12 protein-coding genes are annotated in these 15,997 nt (G+C 44.3%); 6 read left to right on the forward strand and 6 right to left on the reverse strand.

What is annotated here, in order from left to right; genetic code table 11:
- Positions 1 to 108: 108 nt before the first annotated feature.
- Positions 109 to 1,512: a MocR-like pyridoxine biosynthesis transcription factor PdxR gene (gene pdxR, locus ACY3LV_RS17455; RefSeq protein ID WP_464864237.1), complete on the forward strand. Its 1,404-nt coding sequence runs from the start codon at positions 109 to 111 to the stop codon at positions 1,510 to 1,512.
- A gap of 35 nt (positions 1,513 to 1,547) precedes the next feature.
- Here the strand turns inward: pdxR and ACY3LV_RS17460 are convergent, their stop codons facing one another.
- From ACY3LV_RS17460 to citA, 4 genes are all read right to left on the reverse strand, one after another.
- Positions 1,548 to 2,903: a sodium-dependent transporter gene (locus ACY3LV_RS17460; RefSeq protein WP_148964410.1), complete on the reverse strand. Its 1,356-nt coding sequence runs from the start codon at positions 2,901 to 2,903 to the stop codon at positions 1,548 to 1,550.
- A 120-nt stretch (positions 2,904 to 3,023) separates the two neighbouring features.
- Entirely contained in the window at positions 3,024 to 4,421 is a 1,398-nt protein-coding gene (gene bcaP / locus ACY3LV_RS17465) for a branched-chain amino acid transporter BcaP (RefSeq protein WP_333562241.1), read from the reverse strand.
- A 257-nt stretch (positions 4,422 to 4,678) separates the two neighbouring features.
- On the reverse strand, positions 4,679 to 5,548 hold the full coding sequence (locus tag ACY3LV_RS17470; RefSeq protein ID WP_333562240.1) for an SDR family oxidoreductase: 870 nt from the start codon (positions 5,546 to 5,548) through the stop codon (positions 4,679 to 4,681).
- 78 nt (positions 5,549 to 5,626) lie between these two features.
- Positions 5,627 to 6,727, reverse strand: coding sequence for a citrate synthase CitA (gene citA, locus ACY3LV_RS17475; protein ID WP_464864238.1), 1,101 nt, complete (start codon positions 6,725 to 6,727; stop codon positions 5,627 to 5,629).
- Between the two features lie 108 nt (positions 6,728 to 6,835).
- Here citA and citR point away from each other — a divergent pair, with 108 nt between their 5' ends.
- The gene (citR, locus tag ACY3LV_RS17480; protein ID WP_087991192.1) at positions 6,836 to 7,711 is read left to right on the forward strand and encodes a transcriptional regulator CitR; all 876 of its coding nucleotides are present in this window, start codon (positions 6,836 to 6,838) and stop codon (positions 7,709 to 7,711) included.
- Between the two features lie 69 nt (positions 7,712 to 7,780).
- On the opposite strand, the gene ACY3LV_RS17485 is transcribed toward citR, so the two are convergent.
- Entirely contained in the window at positions 7,781 to 8,794 is a 1,014-nt protein-coding gene (locus ACY3LV_RS17485) for a C40 family peptidase (RefSeq protein ID WP_148964406.1), read from the reverse strand.
- 532 nt (positions 8,795 to 9,326) lie between these two features.
- On the opposite strand from ACY3LV_RS17485, the gene phoA reads away from it, so the two are divergent.
- Positions 9,327 to 10,712, forward strand: a complete 1,386-nt coding sequence (phoA, locus tag ACY3LV_RS17490; protein ID WP_464864239.1) for an alkaline phosphatase PhoA — start codon at positions 9,327 to 9,329, stop codon at positions 10,710 to 10,712.
- A 29-nt stretch (positions 10,713 to 10,741) separates the two neighbouring features.
- Here phoA and spoVR read toward each other — a convergent pair whose 3' ends face one another.
- A complete protein-coding gene (gene spoVR / locus ACY3LV_RS17495; protein WP_464864240.1) occupies positions 10,742 to 12,148 on the reverse strand; it encodes a stage V sporulation protein SpoVR in 1,407 nt (468 codons plus the stop codon).
- Positions 12,149 to 12,314: 166 nt separating this feature from the next.
- On the opposite strand from spoVR, the gene ACY3LV_RS17500 reads away from it, so the two are divergent.
- The 3 genes from ACY3LV_RS17500 to ACY3LV_RS17510 all read left to right on the forward strand — a co-directional run bounded on the left by ACY3LV_RS17500 (position 12,315) and on the right by ACY3LV_RS17510 (position 15,980).
- Positions 12,315 to 13,841: a mechanosensitive ion channel gene (locus tag ACY3LV_RS17500; RefSeq protein ID WP_464864241.1), complete on the forward strand. Its 1,527-nt coding sequence runs from the start codon at positions 12,315 to 12,317 to the stop codon at positions 13,839 to 13,841.
- Positions 13,842 to 13,948: 107 nt separating this feature from the next.
- Positions 13,949 to 14,389 carry a nitric oxide-sensing transcriptional repressor NsrR gene (gene nsrR, locus ACY3LV_RS17505; protein WP_333562235.1) on the forward strand — a complete coding sequence of 147 codons (441 nt, stop codon included), beginning with the start codon at positions 13,949 to 13,951 and terminating at the stop codon, positions 14,387 to 14,389.
- Positions 14,390 to 14,540: 151 nt separating this feature from the next.
- Positions 14,541 to 15,980, forward strand: a complete 1,440-nt coding sequence (locus tag ACY3LV_RS17510; protein ID WP_464864242.1) for a C40 family peptidase — start codon at positions 14,541 to 14,543, stop codon at positions 15,978 to 15,980.
- Positions 15,981 to 15,997 lie beyond the last annotated feature (17 nt).

The raw sequence follows: 15,997 nt of genomic DNA on the forward strand, positions 1-15,997 counted from the left end.
TTCTCAATCCCCTTTCCTTTCGTTACAATGATCATAGCTAATAAATGGCATTTACCAAATAGCCAATATCAAAAAACATGACCATGCCAGATATAAAGGAGACTCGAGATGGATATCACGCCGTTTCTTGATAAAAAAAGCAAAACACCGCTGTATGAGCAACTTTATACCTTTTTCAAACAAGAAATTTCACACGCGAGAATTACGAAAGGAACAAAACTTCCGTCAAAACGCAGACTCTCTGTCTTGCTCGGTGTCAGTACGGCAACAATTGAACATGCATACGAGCAATTAACTGCTGAGGGCTATGTCAAAAGCAAACCAAAAATCGGCTGGTTCGCGGCGGGAGTAGAAGCAGATTTTCCAGCGGCTCCTGACCATTTTCAGCAGTCTATGCAGAAGGTCTTACCTGAAGAGAACGCACCTGCCATTGACTTTCATCAAGGCAATGTTGATCCGGCCCGCTTCCCCTTTAACGAATGGAGAAAAAGCATCGTAAAAAGTCTGGACCGCTATTCCGGACACACCTCTGGAGACCCTCAAGGAGAGCCTGAACTCAGGCGCATGATTACCCGTTTCGTCAGGCTGTCAAGGGGTGTCATTTGCGAGCCCGGACAGATCATGATTGGCGCAGGAACGACCGTGCTTCTGCAAATTCTTTGTCTTACGCTTAAGCACGGCACAAAAATCGGTTTTGAAGAACCAGGTTTTCACCGTTCAAGAAGATTATTTGAAGCAAATCGCATGAATGTCATTCCGATTTATTCTGATGAAGAAGGCGTCCTGCCGGGTGAGCTTAAAGCGCAGAATCCATCTCTCGTGTATACGACTCCTTCGCATCAGTTTCCGCTCGGGAGCATTATGACGATAACCCGAAGACAGGAGCTCCTGGCATGGGCAAAGGAAGCAAACTCGTTCATTATAGAAGATGATTACGATGGGGAATTTCGCTACAGCGGCCAGCCCATTCCGTCTTTGCAGGGTCTTGATCCAAATGGCAGAGTCATCTATCTCGGCACTTTTTCAAAGTCACTGCTGCCTTCCTTGCGGCTCAGCTACATGATCTTGCCCCCTCTACTCATGGAATCGGTCAGAAAAAACGCTCACTTAATGAAACAAACGGTCTCTTCCCACTCTCAAATGGCACTGGCAGACTTCATCGAAAGCGGAGAGTGGCAAAAGCATGTAAACAGAATGAGAGCCTTATACCGAAAAAAACACGCTGTCCTGTTAGAAGCCATACGGTCTGAACTAGGGAACAGCGTTGAGGTTCTCGGAAAAAACTCCGGTCTTCATATCCTCCTGCGGCTTTTGTTTCCTGCAAGTGAAGAAGAAGCGATTAGTGCTGCTGCCGACAATGGCGTAACCATCTATCCCGTATCCCCCTCTTATAAAGGACAGCCGCCATTTGTTTCTGTTTTAATCGGTTATGGCGGTTTGTCAGAAGAGGACATCAGGCTCGGTATCCAAAAGCTGAAAACGGCATGGGCACCGTTGATATCGTCTTATTAAATAAGAAAACAGGCCCCGGAAACGGAGCCTGTTGTTTAAAATGATAAAATCCCGATTAAATTTAAGAATACAATAATAATGGCCAGCGGTACGATAAAACGAAGCAAATAAAACCATGTATAAAAGAATGCTTTACCTGCATTTGATCCGTTTCTCATTTCTGCTAAAAGCTCGCGCTTCGAAATTTTGAGCGGGATAAAAAGAGAAATTAACAAAGCGCCTAATGGCATCAAAACATTGCTGACAGTAAAATCGGCAATATCAAAAAACGTTTTACCGAATATGTTCACATCGCTCAATACGCCATAAGACAAGCAACAAGGGATTCCAACCAAAAAGATCAACAGCCCGCTTGTCCATGACAGTTTTTTTCTCTTCTTTTCGTCCCCTTTTCCGATTGTGGCGACAATAATTTCAACCATCGAAAACGCTGAGGTTAAGGCTGCAAATAAAAACGCAACGAGAAAGCCGATAAAAAACAACGTGCCGAACGGAAGCTGTTCAAAAACGGCCGGAAGCACTGTAAACAGCAATGTCGGACCTTCATTTGGCTGAAAACCGAATGAAAAAACCGCTGGAAAAATGGCCAGCCCCGCCAAGAGTGTCACAATGATATTCATCACGACAATGGAGGCTGCCGAACGAGGGACATTTTGCGTTTTCGGCAAATAAGAGCTGTAAGTCACCATCACCGAAACCCCCAGTGTTAACGTAAAGAAGGCCTGTCCCAGCGCGAATAATATAGATTCCGGAGTCAAATTGCCGAAATGAGGCACAAGCAAAAATGTTACGCCTTCCAACGCACCATCAAGCGTGAGTGACCGAAGAACGAGCAGAATAAACAATAAAAACAAAATCGGCATGATCACCGCGCTGACCCGTTCAATCCCTTTTTGAACCCCTCTGGCGACGACCAAGACAGTCAGCACCATAAAAACAAACTGAGCCGCGAGCGTCTGCACCGGATTTTGAATAATAGAAGCAAACAGGGTTCCAAACTGTTCTTGAGAAAGCCCGGAAAGTGAACCAGATGCTGTTTTCACGATATACAGCAAAATCCACCCTCCGATTACACTGTAAAACGACAGCACTAAGAAACATGCGGCTACACCGACCCATCCCGTGAGAAACCAAGCTGTTCGCGGCGCTTCTTTTTTATATGCATCAATGGCATTCATCTGGTTCCGTCTTCCAAAAATAAACTCTCCCACTAAAAGCGGATAGCCTAAGAGAATGGTAAATAACACGAAGATAAGAAAAAAGGCGCCTCCCCCATTGGTCCCTGCTACATAAGGGAACTTCCAAATCGCGCCCAAGCCGATAGCCGAGCCGGCGGCTGCCATGACGAAACCGATTTTCGAAGCCCATTGGACTGGTTTTTGCTCAGACAATAAACGTCACTTCCTTTCCACCCTATATTATCTCTTATTTTTGTCTTCATTTCTATAGATTCATTTTCCAAGAACACAAAAGAGAGAGCGTCCTGAATGACCGCTCTCTTAACCACAAGATTATTGATTTAATTTTGAATGCTTTCTTGCATACAAGAAATAGATTGCCAATCCGATTAACAGCCATACAAGGAAGCGGACAATCGTCACCCATCCAAGATTTAAAATTAAGAACAGACAGAACAGAATCGCCAGACCCGGGATCACTGGAACCCCCGGACATGTAAAGGCTCTCGGTAGATCAGGCTGTTTCTTTCTCAAAACGATCACTGCCACAGAGATAAGCACAAACGCTGACAGTGTTCCGATGTTTACCAGTTTTGCAAGTTCATCCAGCGGAACAAGTGAGCCGAGGAGCGCCGACATTGTGCCGAAAAACCAAGTGGCCACATAAGGTGTTTTGTGCTTTGGATGGACCTTAGAAAGTGAGCCCGGCACCAGTCCGTCACGCGACATAGCAAACATGACGCGTGTCTGCCCATAAAGCATCACGAGCATAACTGTTGTCATTCCCAAAACGGCGCCAATATCAATGATGCCTGCCACCCAATTTTGCCCGGCGCTTTGGAGAACAAGAGAAACCGGATGATCCACGCCCGCAAACTGTGCAAACGGGATAACCCCTGTCATGATGGCTGATACAGTGACATATAAAATCGTGCAAACCAATAAAGAGAATATTATGCCTTTAGGCAGATCTTTCGCAGGATTTTTTGTCTCTTCCGCAGCAGAGGATACAGCGTCAAATCCGATAAAAGCAAAAAATACGAGCGCCGCTGCGCTGAATACGCCGCCAAAGCCCATCGGCATAAACGGCTGCCAGTTATGCGGCTTCACATAAACGGCTGCCACCGCGATAAACAGCAAAACGACCAGCACTTTCAAGATCACCATGATGTTGTTGACTCTTTTTGATTCTTTGATGCCTAAATAAAGCAAAAACGTTATCGCCATCACAATCACAAAGGCAGGCAGATTAAAGATGGTAAATGTGCCCTCCACCGCCCCCGGTGCTGCTGTTAAAGCAACCGGAAGATGAATGCCGAGCCCTGATAAAAACGATTGGAAATAACCAGACCAGCCGACTGACACCGCACTTACCGCCAGCATGTACTCTAAAATTAAATCCCACCCGATAATAAAGGCCAAAAGCTCTCCCAATGTCGCATACGTGAATGTATACACCGAACCTGAAACAGGCACACTTGACGCAAATTCTGCGTAAGACAGGGCCGCGAATAAACAAGCCAGCGCCGCCACAACAAATGAAATGGTCAGCCCGGGGCCGGCCGTGACTGCACCTGTTCCCGTCAGGACAAAAATCCCTGTGCCAATAATGGCGCCGATTCCAAGCAATGTTAAATCGAATGCCCCTAATTCTCTTTTTAAAGATTTTTCACCGCTCGTCGCAGCGATTAAATCCTGAATGCTTTTCTTCCTAAATACGCTCCCTTTCATTCCCCTTCAACTCCTAGACTAATTATCTATTTTTATATATTTTATTTGAATTTTCAGAATTCATGAGCGATAATGGCCAATTTTCTGTTTTTCCACTCTATTAGTACCGGTGAACGAATCATTCCTTTCTCCTAACAATATTTATTATATATAAAATCACAAAAATGAAAACTTAATTGTCAGAAAAGTCGACAAATTCTCACCTTGAAATATCTCCTCACATAAAAAAACCAGCTATCACGCTGGTTTTTCGTTGATTATGTTGAAATAAAACGGCCGCCATTTACATGAATGGTCTGCCCTGTCATATAGGACGATTCGTCAGACGCCAGCAGGACATATGCACCTGCATGCTCAACCGGCTGCCCCGGTCTTCCCATTGGCGTGTCCAAGCCGTGCTGTTTCACTTTTTCTTCCGGGAATGTCGCCGGAATAAGCGGCGTCCAAATCGGACCGGGCGCCACCGCATTCACTCTGATGCCTTTATCCGCAAGCGACATCGCCATGGATCGCGTAAAGGAAACAATCGCACCCTTTGTGCTGGAGTAATCAATTAACGCCGTATCCCCTTCATAAGCGGTAATCGATGTCGTATTAATGATGGCACTTCCCTCTTTCAAGTGAGGCAAAGCTTTCTTCGTCATATGGAACATGGAAAAAATGTTTGTGCGAAATGTCTTTTCCAGCTGTTCTGTTGAAATATTGAGAATACTGTCCTGCGGATGCTGTTCAGCAGCGTTGTTCACCAAGATATCAAGTTGGCCAAAGTGATCCGCTGTTTGCTGCACAGCTTGTTCACAATGATTCTCGTCCCCAACATCTCCCGGGATAAGCAGGCAGCGGACATTTTCCTTTTCGATTCGTTTACGCGTTTCCTCTGCGTCCGAATGCTCATCTAAGTAAAGAATGGATACATCAGCCCCTTCTTTAGCAAACGCAATAGCTGCGGCTCTCCCTATGCCGCTGTCGCCCCCGGTAATGATGGCAACTTTCCCTTTCAGCTTTCCGCTTCCTTGATAATCCTCGTCCTCTGACAGAGGCAGCGGATTCATTTCTGACTCAATGCCCGGCTGTCTGTCCTGATGCTGCGGCTCTTGCCCATCTGTTTGTCTGTCCATTGGGTTCATATTCATCACTCCTAGACATGTGGTTGATACTGAACGTTACCACGCCATAGAAGCGAATAAACGGCAAAATATGTTTTGTTATGAAAGAACTTCTTCAGGAATGGTGCCCGTATATTTCGCTGACGGACGGAAAATCATATTGTTTTCTGCTTGTTCCAGCACATGGGCGCACCACCCTACCATTCGGCTTGCTGAAAAGGTTGGTGTAAACAATTCATCGTCAAAGTCGATGGCCTTCATCACAGCAGCCGCATAAAACTCAACATTTGTATACAGCTTGCGTCCTGGTTTGTAGATTTCAAGCAAACGAATTGCCTCTGCTTCTACATGCAGCGCAAGATCAAGATCGCGGTCATTGCCGGCCACCTCTTCTGCTTTCTGTCTCAAAGCTTCTGCCCGCGGGTCCCTCGTCTTGTACACCCTGTGGCCGAATCCCATCAGGCGCTCTCCTTGTTCCAGTTTTTCTTTCAGGTATGCTTCAGCATGTTCTTTTTCTCCAATGTCTTCAAGCATTTTTGTCACCGCAGAGGGAGCCCCTCCGTGCAGCGGGCCTTTCATCGTGCCGAGAGCGGCAGTGACGGCTGACACTAAATCACTCTCTGTAGATAATGTGACCCGTGCAGAAAAAGTGGATGCGTTCATGCCGTGCTCCATGGCCAGAATCATATATGTTTCAAGCGCTTTCTTTTTTGCCTCTGAAGGCTGTTCACCTGTGAGCATATAATAGTAGTTTTCGACATGTCCGTACTGGGAAGATGGTGTAATTGCTTGTTCACCGCGCGCCCATCGTTTTCTATACGCAATGATGGAAGGCGTGATGGCAATCAGCCGAATTGCTTCTTCTGTTTTCGGATAGAACGTGTACGTATTTTCCCCCAGTGCTGAAACAACCGTTCTCAGCACCGACATGTCGTCCATGTTGTTTGGCAGTGACTGAATCAATCGTTCGATGTGTTCCGGCAGATGCCGCTCCGCAGCAAGCTTCCCTTCAAATGTCTGCAATTCTTCAGATGAAGGCAGTTTTCCAAATAAGATCAAATAAGCGGCTTCTTCAAAGCTGTGATTCAGTGCGATGTCTTTCGCATGGTGGCCTCTGTAAACCAAGCGGCCTTTTTCACCGTCAATATGGCTGATGGATGTTTCCACACATGTAATTCCCTTTAATCCGTAATGTACCATTTGTATTCCCCCTATCCTTTTCTGTTATTATAGTAAATATAATATTTAAAAAATATTGAATATTTTAAAGGGAATTAATTAAAAATATTAATCAGAGGGAGAATAGAAATGGATTTCAAATGGCTTCACACCTTCGTGACTGCTGCGAAATATGAAAACTTCCGAAAAACAGCGGAAACGCTTTTTTTATCTCAGCCCACTGTAACCGTACATATCAAGCAATTAGAAAAAGAAATCAGCTGCAAACTGTTCGAGCGAAAAGGCAGGCAGATCCAGCTGACTGATGAAGGCAGGGCTTATTTGCCGTATGCGCTCAGGCTGCTTGATGATTACGAAAACAGCATGGCAGAGCTTCACAGAGTGAGACAAGGCTACTCTCAAACCTTACAGCTCGCGGTTTCTCCGCTTATCGCAGATACAGTGCTTCCTTCTGTCATGAAGCGGTACACAGCAATGAATACAGAAACAGAAATGGCAGTGACGATTTTTGAATCGGCGGAAATCGCGTCACTGATTAAAGCCGGGGAAGCAGATATCGGGCTGAGCTGTTTAAAGGTACAGTCTTCCTCTTTAACCTGCCACTGCTTATATAAAGACCCGGTAGTCCTTGTTGCCCCGCCCGATCAGCGTTTCATGGCAGACAAAGAAATTGATGCCAAAGAGGTGCTGGAGCAATACCTGCTTTTGACCCACAATCATCCTGATTACTGGGACGACTTGCTCCGTCAAGTCAGAGTGACATTTCCATTTGTGAGAACAATGAAAGTCACTCAAACACATATAACGAAACGGTTTATCAAGGAAGGGCTCGGGGTTTCATTTCTGCCCTTATCGACAGTAAAGCGTGAGTTGGCAGAGAAACAGATGATCAGAATCCCTTATCAATCTGTACAGCTTCCCTATGCCGGCGCTTATGCAATCGCCCTTTATGAAAATAAGAAAGAAAAAAAATTCTTGGACTTTTTATCACATTTTCATTTTTAGGAGCAACCAAATCGGAAGTTCTCCGTCTAATGAAAAAACCCGTTCCAATGAACGGGTTTTCTTTTAAAATTAGAATCTTTTCGCACCGAGGTAACGAGGCTTCCAGTAGCTGTTGTCCAGGCTGCTGATTTGAACACCGTTAGATCCTGCATGAACGAAATTGTTGTTGCCGACATAAATCCCCATATGAGAAGGGCCGGATTTATATGTTGTGAAGAAAACAAAATCACCGACAGACGGGCTGGAAATGCTCTTCATAGAACTCCAGTATCCCGCAGTGCTTGTTCTGCCCACACTTGTTTGTTTATTCAGCACGTACCAGATAAATCCGCTGCAGTCAAAGCCGGAAGTCGTTGTTCCGCCCCATTTGTATGGCGTTCCGCTTAACGCCTTTGCATCAGAAACCAGCTTGCTTACATTAAGTGATGTAGTAGATGATGCTTTGCTGCTTGAAGATGATGAAGAGCCGGAAGAAACAGTTTTTGAGCTTGTGCTTGTTCCTTTCACTTTCAACACTTGGTTGACATAAATCAAATCTGATTTTAAGCCGTTTAAGCTTTTTAACTTGCTAACCGTTGTGCCGTATTGCTTTGCGATTTTAGACAGACTGTCCCCGCGCTTCACTTTATAAGTGGAAGTTGAAGACGTTGATACCTTCGATGAACTAGAGCTGCTAGAGCTTGTTGAACCTTTCAGTTTCAGGACTTGTCCGATACGAAGCAAGTCTGACTTTAAGCCATTCATTTTTTTCAGTTCACTGACTGTCATGCCATATGTTTTCGAAATTTTCCAAAGGCTGTCCCCGCTCTTTACTGTGTATGTAGAAGATGAAGAACTGGAAGAGCTGCTGCTTTTTGAACTTGAAGTTTTGCCGTTAATTGATAAAGTCTGCCCTGCGTAAATCATGTCTGAACGAAGGCTGTTCTCTGATTTAATTTTACCGATCGTTGTGTCGTATTTTCTTGAAAGTCCCCATAACGTGTCGCCTTTTTTCACCTGGATGCTTTGTGCAGATGCCGCTCCTGCAAATAGTGTCGATCCTAAAACCACTGCTGACGTAGCTGTAATGATTTGCTTTTTCATATTTTCCTCCCCAATGTTTATCTCTCTCTATATATGTATCTCTTTTTTTAAATTAATCTTATTGATTTCTATTATAAGGATAGATTCCCAACAGAAATAGTCTTGACTTCATGTGACTAATTTCTTACTTATTCGTTCTTAAAAAAAGTTTTTAAGGGTATAAAATATTTCATTTTCGTTTCAAAGGTGACAAAAAACGCGTCCTTTTGTCATGTTTATTGGGCTATTTTCCATTATACAGGGGATAAATGACAAACTTTCGGGGATCAACTCACATAGTGGAAAAGTGAGACATAAAGCATATTCGAGGAAAGCTGCGGTTATCCGCAGTTTTTTTATTTAAATAAACATATCACGCAAGGGCAGAGGGGTAAAGATTTTTCTGAAAAAATGAATGCTTTGATTGAAAAAAGACAAGATAACGAGACAGATGTTTTCATTTCCTTACAATGCTTTACTTAATGTTTACACGATCAAAAGCCGTGTTTAACAAAATTCCCCTAACATGATAAACAAATACATTAAAGGAGGCATGCAAAAAATGAATTTGTTTCAAAATATAAAATCTAAACTGCTGCCAATCGCAGCTGTTTCCGTGCTTACAGCCGGCATATTTGCCGGTGCAGAACTGCAGCAGACTGAAAAGGCCAGCGCAAAAAAACAAGACAAAGCCGAGATCAGAAATGTCATTGTGATGATCGGTGACGGCATGGGGACGCCTTACATAAACGCCTACCGTTCCATGAAGAATAACGGGAAAACACCGAATAACCCGAAGTTGACCCAATTTGACCCTAACCTGACAGGCATGATGATGACGCATCCTGATGACCCGGACTATAATATTACAGATTCAGCAGCCGCCGGAACAGCATTAGCGACAGGCGTTAAGACATATAACAATGCAATTGGCGTCGATAAAAACGGAAAAAAAGTGAAATCTGTGCTCGAAGAAGCCAAACAGCAAGGAAAATCGACCGGGCTCGTCGCAACGTCTGAAATTAACCACGCCACCCCTGCCGCATACGGCGCCCACAATGAATCACGGAAAAACATGGACCAAATCGCCAACAGCTATATGGATGACAAAATAAAAGGAAAACAAAAAATAGACGTTTTGCTTGGCGGCGGAAAATTATATTTTAACCGCGAGGACAGAAATTTGACGAAGGAATTCAAACAAGCCGGCTATAGCTATGTGACAACAAAACAAGCGCTGAAGAAAAATAAAGATCAGCAGGTGCTTGGCCTTTTCGCAGACGGAGGGCTTGCTAAAGCGCTCGACCGTGACAGCAAAACACCATCTCTCAAAGACATGACGGTTTCAGCAATTGACCGCCTGAACCAAAATAAAAAAGGATTTTTCTTGATGGTCGAAGGCAGCCAAATTGACTGGGCGGCCCATGACAATGATACAGTAGGAGCCATGAGCGAGGTTAAAGACTTTGAACAGGCCTATAAAGCTGCGATTGATTTTGCAAGAAAAGATAAACACACGCTTGTCATTGCAACTGCTGATCATACAACCGGCGGCTTTACCATCGGCGCAAATGGTCAAAAGAATTGGCACGCGGAGCCGATTCTCGCCGCAAAAAAAACACCTGAATTTATGGCCAAAAAAATCAGTGAAGGCAAACCGGTCAAAGATGTGCTCACCCGCTATACAAATCTGAAATTTACCTCTGATGAAATCAAAAGTGTTGAAGCCGCTGCACAGGCTGACAAAAGCAAAGGCGCCTACAAAGCCATCATCAAGATTTTTAACACACGATCTAACAGCGGTTGGACGAGTGCCGATCATACCGGCGAAGAAGTGCCAGTATACGCGTACGGCCCCGGAAAAGAAAAATTCCAAGGACTGATTAACAATACCGATCAGGCAAACATCATATTTAAGATTTTGAAAGCGGGAAAATAAAGAGGATGCAAAACGCTGCATCCTCTTTTTTATAGATACCTGCGGTGAACACCTTTTCCGTCGTACGAAAACATGACTTCCTTATCCTCAAGCACAGACTCGATGTGCACGCTTCTTCCCCATAGCTGGAATAAGTAAGGGAGCACTTTCTCTAAATATTTCAAATCCAGCTCTATGCCCTCATACCAATGCTTAATATAGAGCTCGTTATTTTTCATATAATCGCCGTCGTTTACTGTCAAATACGGAAACCCGCCGTTTACCCGCATGCTCACGAGCTGGTCGCGCACCGACTTCCACGCTTTATCGACGATTTTATAATCTCTGCCCTGTTTTTGAAACAAATAAAGATCCTCGCGCATCACTAAGTCTTTTGTTAAATAGTTGCGGATGAAAGAGATATCGGATTCAATTTCCCTGACCTCAAACATTTTCTCCCGGCCCGAGTCAGACTGTACGCCCACTTTCTTCATTTCATCCGTCGGATTATTGTACCGCTCCTCAATGTTTTCAAATATTTTCAGTCCTAAATAATAAGGATTGATGCCTGTTTTGGACGGCTGGACGACACCAGCATTCAGCTTGGCGAACTCGACCGCTTCATCAGAGGTTAAATCAAGCTCGCGTATAATTCGCTGGTGCCAATAGGAAGCCCAGCCCTCATTCATAATCTTTGTTTCCAGCTGAGGCCAGAAATAAAGCATTTCCTCTCTCATCATCGTTAAAATATCACGCTGCCATGGCTCCAGCTCACGTGAATGCTCCTCGATAAATAGCAGAATATCTTTTTCCGGCCGCGGCGGGAAAGGTTTTTTCGATTTTTTCACGTGTTTTTTCGGTTTCTTATCATCCAAAGACCATAAATCATCGTACGGCGTCGCTGCCTCTTCCATTTCATCTTCCTCATCATCCACACTCCATAGGAGCTTCGGACGGACCAAAGAAGGATCGATATGCTCCTGAATCGATAGGATCGCGTCTAAAAAAGCCTCTACTTCCTTTATCCCGTGAACCTGTTCATAGTACTTAATCCGCTCGGCTGTTGCCGCCATGCTTTCCACCATATCGCGCTTCGTGTTTTGGAAACGGCAGTTGTTTTTGAAGAAATCACAATGGGCGAGAACGTGAGCGACAATCAATTTATTTTGGATCAGTGAGTTGCTGTCCAGCAAAAAAGCGTAGCATGGATCCGAGTTAATGACCAGCTCATAAATCTTGCTTAAACCAAGATCGTAATGCAGCTTCATTTTGTGAAACTGCTTGCCGAAGCTCCAGTGGCTGAATCTTGTCGGCATCCCGTACGCGCCGAATGTATAAATAATTTCAGCCGGGCAGATTTCATATCTCATCGGGTAGAAATCAAGGCCGAATCCTTTTGCAATTTCGGTAATCTCCTCAATTGCCCGCTGTAATCCCTTCTTCTCCTCCGCGTTCAACCGAATCCCCCCTACTTGGACTTATCTATAATGTATGAGCCCGCCTGACAAAAGATGATAGCCGCACTTGGGCAAGAAAAAAATTCACCCGGCACATTCAGCTGTTTACCGATTGTGCCAGTGGGTAAAAACACACCATATTATGAAAAAAAGGAGCTGATACCAATTGAATGCAGCAGACATGCTTTCTTCTTATCTCAGTAAGCTGCCAAACTTAATCATTGCTTTACTCGTCTTATTAATCGGATGGGCTATCGCTAAAATCATTGAAAAAGCGGTATACAAAGGGCTCAGAAAAACAAAAATTGACGATAAGCTGTTTGCTGGGAAAAAGCCATCACGCTATTCCTCAGAAAAAGTCATAAGCAAGGTCGTTTATTTTATCGCATTGATTATCGTCTTTATTTTATTCTTTAACATTTTGCACCTGACAACAGTGGCATCACCGTTTGTCAGCATGCTTTCCGCCATTACCGCGGCTATCCCGAGCGTGCTGAAGGCCGGGCTCATTCTGCTGTTAGGATGGGCTGCAGCCTCTGTTTTGAGCTTCCTTGTCAAAAAAATCGGGATAAAGCTGAACACAAGTGACAAGCTGCGCAAGTGGAATGTTGTGTCTGAAGGAAAAGATATTCATCAGGCAGTTAATGCCGCTTCACAAGTTGTCTTTTATCTCGTGCTGCTTGTTTTCCTGCCAGGTGTCTTATCTTCTTTGAACATCAGCGGCATTTCGGGTCCGTTTACAAATATGATGGAAAGCGTGCTCGCTTTTCTGCCGAAATTATTTGCTGCCGCACTTATCGTTTTAATCGGCTGGCTTGTTGCCCGTCTTGTACGTGATATCATAACAAATTTCCTTGCAAGCATCGGCACGGAAAGATTCGCCGCACGTATGGGTTTATCAGTTTACTTAAAAGATACAAGCCTTTCTGCAGTCATCGGAACAATCGCTTATGTGCTGATTTTAATACCGGTTGTCATTTCAGCACTTGATCAGCTGGATGTCGCCGGCATTTCGAAACCTGCTGTCTCTATGCTGAATACTATTTTAAATATGCTTCCGAACATCATCATTGCCATCGTGCTTGTTATAGCGGGTATATGGACAGGAAAATGGGTGAACAACATGGTGTCCCGACTGCTCCATCGCGCAGGCTTTGATTCTGTGTTAGGAAAAATAGGGATGGAAACAGGAACACCTGCAAAGCTGTCCCTATCTCAAGTTGTCGGCATGATCGCGCAAGTCATTGTCATTCTGCTGTTCACAGCCGAGGCGCTGCAAATTGTTCAGCTGCACTTCCTTGTAGAGATTGCGACTGGCATTATCGCGTATCTGCCGAATGTCCTTGTCGCCGTATTCATTCTCGGAATCGGTCTTTACGCTGGAGAATTGGTTCGAAAAGTGCTTTCTAGCATCATTAAAGGCCAAGAATTCAAGTCTTTGGCGGCGATTGCCAAATATACGATTATCGCACTTGCTCTCTTTATGGCCCTGGATCAGCTGGGTGTTGCTGAAACGATCGTCAATTCCGCGTTCATCATCGTGCTTAGCGGCTTCGCACTCGCTTTCGGTTTATCCTTCGGCCTTGGCGGAAAGGATTTTGCATCACGTTATCTGTCTGCATTTGAACGCAAAATGCAAAACACCGAAATCGATAAAAACCGTAAAAACCAAAATCCGCCGAATAACATGTAAACAAAAAACGTGCACCCAACTGGGCGCACGTTTTTTAAATTCCTTTTTTTTCATTTTTCAATCGATTATGATAAGATATAGAAAATGTCTTATTCCGAGGTCTGATTATGAAGTTAACAAATTATACAGATTATTCATTAAGAGTGCTGATTTTTCTGGCTGCAGAACGTCCGGGAGAACTTTCAAACATAAAGCAGATTGCCGAAACGTATTCTATTTCAAAAAATCACCTCATGAAAGTCATATACAGGCTCGGCCAGCTCGGCTACGTAGAAACGATACGCGGACGAGGCGGCGGCATACGCTTAGGCATGGAACCTGAAGACATCAACATCGGTGAGGTTGTCAGAAAAACGGAAGACGATTTTAATATTGTTGAGTGTTTTGATGTGAACAAGAACCTCTGCATCATTTCCCCTGTGTGCGGCTTGAAACATGTACTTAATGAAGCACTTATGGCCTATCTTGCGGTTTTAGACAAATATACACTGCGCGATCTAGTCAAAAACAAGGAAGATATCATGAAGATTCTAAGAATGAAGGAATAGCTAAAGATTCCTTCTTTTTTTATGCCCTTTTTCCCTATTATAGATAAGAAATTTAGGCTGTTTTTAAAAAAAGGCAAAACGATGAGACGAAGCTGCCGATATAAAAAAGAAACAGTAAATTCAAATCATTGGGGGAAAAAGGAGAGCTCAGATGAAAAAGAAATTAGCAGCAGGGCTGACAGCTTCTGCGATTGTCAGTACAACTCTAGCAGTCACACCAGCTGAAGCAGCTACGATTAAGGTCAAAAGCGGAGATTCTTTATGGAAACTGGCCCAAAACTACAACACAAGCGTGGCGGCCATCACATCCGCCAACCATCTTTCGACTACCGTTCTGTCGATCGGCCAGACGCTTACCATTCCAGGCAGCAAGTCCGGCACTTCATCTACTTCAAGCTCAACAACCAAAAAGAGCGGAAGTTCTGTTTACACAGTGAAAAGCGGCGATTCACTTTGGCTGATCGCAACTGAGTATAAAATGACGGTGCAGGAACTGAAAAAGTTAAACGGACTCAGCAGCGACATGATTCGTGCGGGGCAGAAATTAAAGGTGTCCGGTACGGTAACTTCAAGCTCTAGTTCCAGCTCTAGTTCTAATACAAAAAGCAGTTCCAAAAAGAGCTCTAGCTCCTCATCTTCTGCCGGAACATACAAGGTGCAGCTTGGAGATTCGCTTTGGAAAATCGCAAACAAAGTCAACATGTCCGTTGCTGAATTGAAGGTCTTGAACAGCTTAAAATCAGACACCATTTATGTGAATCAAGTATTGAAAACAAAATCAAGCGGTTCTGATACGTCTTCCAAAGACACTTCATCTCATTCAAACCAAACGTCGGCAACATCGAAATACACTGTAAAAAGCGGTGATTCACTTTGGAAAATTGCAAACAGCTATAACGTGACCGTACAGCAAATCCGAAACAGCAACAGCCTGAAATCAGATGTGATATACGTCGGACAAGTGCTGAAGCTGACAGGTAAAGCATCTTCAGGCACTTCCTCACCGTCATCGTCTTCTAAGTCAAATGCAAGCTCTGGCACATCGACGACTACATACACGGTGAAAAGCGGCGATTCCTTGTGGGTGATTGCTCAGAAGTTCAATGTAACAGCTCAGCAGATTCGGGAGAAAAACAATTTGAGAACGGATGTCTTGCAGGTTGGCCAAAAATTGGTCATTACTGGAAAAGCTTCATCTTCATCCGGAACTTCAAGCACGTCCAGCTCATCAAGCGCGAAGATAAACACAATGATTGCCGCCGCTAAAGAGCACCTTGGGGTTCCTTATCGCTGGGGAGGCACGACACCGGCCGGATTTGACTGCAGCGGTTTCATTTACTATGCGCTAAACAAAGTCACATCCGTATCAAGATTAACGGCAGCCGGATATTGGAACACAATGAAATCTGTCAGCCAGCCTGCTGTCGGAGACTTCGTTTTCTTTTCAACATATAAAGCCGGCCCTTCTCATATCGGGATTTATCTCGGAAACGGAGAATTCATTAATGCCAATGATTCAGGAGTTGTTATTTCCAGTATGAACAACTCTTACTGGAAACAGCGCTATCTCGGTGCAAAACGATATTTCTAAGCAGAAACTGTATGGCC

This window comes from Bacillus sp. 11C (assembly GCF_055486375.1).